General features: G+C 73.6%; 3 protein-coding genes. 1 reads left to right on the top strand and 2 read right to left on the bottom strand.

The window, feature by feature from the left end; all coding sequences use genetic code 11:
* The coding region (locus tag SACPADRAFT_RS0217995) for a DUF4383 domain-containing protein (RefSeq protein ID WP_007027402.1) at positions 1-545 on the bottom strand (545 nt) is incomplete at its 3' end.
* A gap of 120 nt (positions 546-665) precedes the next feature.
* Here SACPADRAFT_RS0217995 and SACPADRAFT_RS0218000 point away from each other — a divergent pair.
* The gene (locus tag SACPADRAFT_RS0218000; protein WP_007027401.1) at positions 666-1,190 is read left to right on the top strand and encodes a 2'-5' RNA ligase family protein; all 525 of its coding nucleotides are present in this window, start codon (positions 666-668) and stop codon (positions 1,188-1,190) included.
* A 40-nt stretch (positions 1,191-1,230) separates the two neighbouring features.
* On the opposite strand, the gene SACPADRAFT_RS0218005 is transcribed toward SACPADRAFT_RS0218000, so the two are convergent.
* Positions 1,231-2,055, bottom strand: an 825-nt coding sequence (locus tag SACPADRAFT_RS0218005) for a neutral zinc metallopeptidase (protein ID WP_007027400.1), incomplete at its 5' end; no start/stop codon positions are given.

Raw genomic sequence — 2,055 nt, forward strand, 5'->3', positions numbered from 1 at the left:
CGCCGCCACAGCCTGCGGCCCCGCGCCCCACGGCTCTCCTCCGCGGGGGCCCGGGCGGTGTGCATCCGGTCCCCGGTCTCCGACGTCCCGCCGGGCGTGCCCGCGGCCTTGCGGGCGGGCATCACCGCGATGACCAGACCGAGCAGGGCGGTACCGAGGTGCAGCCAGTTGTCGGCGGCGTTGAGGGCGAGCGGGTTACCGAGCCCGCTGACCGGGTTGCTGGCGAACACCCCCGTGACGGCGAGGCCCCACAGCAGCAGGACCCCGAAGGCCACCAGCAGCAACCAGCCGTACGTGCGCGCCCCCGACGACTTCACCGCCATGAGCACACCGAGCGCACCGATGACGATGTGGATGATGTTGTGCAACGGGTTGACGGCGAACACCCAGAGCGTACTGCCCGTCGACCCCGCGAAGTCACCGAATCCGGTGACGATCAGGCCGATGATCCCGAGGGCGAGATAGACCAGACCGACCAGTGCGGCCAGGATCTGCACCGGCTGGAGTCCGCGCACCTGGGTGCGGCCCTCCTTCGATCGAGCCATGACAGCCTCCTGTTCGGGTGTGACCGGCGCCACTTCTCAGTGGAGATACCCGGGGTCACCGACGGTGAAACCGTGCCGCCCGCGCGGCGTCCCGGGCGGTGCCGCCCTAGGGTCGGCGGCGTGGCCCTGGGCGTGTGCCTGCTGTTCGATCCGCCGTCGGACCGCGCGGTGCGGGAGCTGTGGCTGCGGTTCGAACGACTGGGGGTGCCGACCCCGCACTCGCACACGCACGGCCGGCACCGCCCGCACCTGTCGTACGTGGTGCTGTTGGAGTGGGACCTCGACGCGGTGCGCGCGGCCGTGGCGGCACTGGGCGACGGAGGCGGCTACGAACTGCGCTTCGACGCGGTGGGCGCGTTCCGTCGCGGCCGGATCTGCCTCGTTCCCGCCGTCCCCGCCGCGCTGGTGACCCGGCAGCACGCCGTCGTGGAGGCGGTCCGGGCGACCGGGGCGGTCATCCACCGGCACTACGAGATCGACCGGTGGTTGCCGCACACCTCGCTGGCGACCCGGGCCGCCACGCGGGACCTGCCCGGGGTGGCCGGCGCGGTGTACGACAGGTTGCCGTTGACGGTACGGGTCAGCCACGCCGCACTGATCGACAGCGCCACCGGCGAGGCGCGGCCGTTACCGGGCGTGCCGTGACCCGCTCCCGGTCACCGCACCGTTCGTCCGAAAGCCGCCGTCACCGGACCCGTTCGGCCGGGGCACGCCAGGTGTTGCACGCGCTCATGCTCCCGTCGCGGTACCCGCGCAGCGCCCATTCCCGCTGGGTCCCGGCGGACCCGTGGGTGTCGCTGTCGATCCAGTTGCGGAAGTCGTCGACGGCGTCCCCGGCGAGCGCCCGGTCGATCCCCCCGCGGCCCTGCGCGCCGTGCAGGAACATCCCGGCCATGCAGTTGGCCTGGAGTTCCACCCGCCTGCTCAGTTCCCGCTCCTGTGGCCCCTCTGCGGTGTGCTCGCCGAGTGCACGGCCCGCGTCGCCGAGGATGCCGCTCAGGTACTGCACGTGGTGACCGTACTCGTGGGCGAGCGTGGCCACGTGCGCCTCCGTGGTGAGGCCGAACGCGTCCACCGTGCGGGTCCTCGGCAGGTAGATCGTGCCGTCCTCGGAACAGTAGAGCCCCGTCGCCCGCTCGCGCGGGGGCAGCGGTCCGCACGCGGTGTCCGGGGAATCGGCGATGTCCACCTCGGCGGGGCGGAACGGCAGCCCGGCCTCCGCGAGCGCGGGTTCCCAGGCCCGGTCGAGACAGCGCAGCTCGGCCCGGTAGAAGTCCCGGAGGCGCTCGCGGCCGCTGCTCAGCTCCGGCAGCGTGCACTCGACCTCGGCGGTGCGGGCACCGGACACCGACAGGGAGTCATCCCCGATCCGGGCGGCACCGGAGGACTCCGGGCCGCTCCCGCCCGCGGCCGCGTCCGTCCCGGTGCCGGCCCGCCCGTCCCCGGTGTCGTCGAACACGGGCACAACCACCACCAACGCGGCGACCAGCGCCGCGGCGACCACCGCGGG

Origin of the sequence: Saccharomonospora iraqiensis subsp. paurometabolica YIM 90007 (assembly GCF_000231035.2) — a bacterium.
GTDB classification, from domain to species: Bacteria; Actinomycetota; Actinomycetes; order Mycobacteriales; family Pseudonocardiaceae; genus Saccharomonospora; species Saccharomonospora paurometabolica.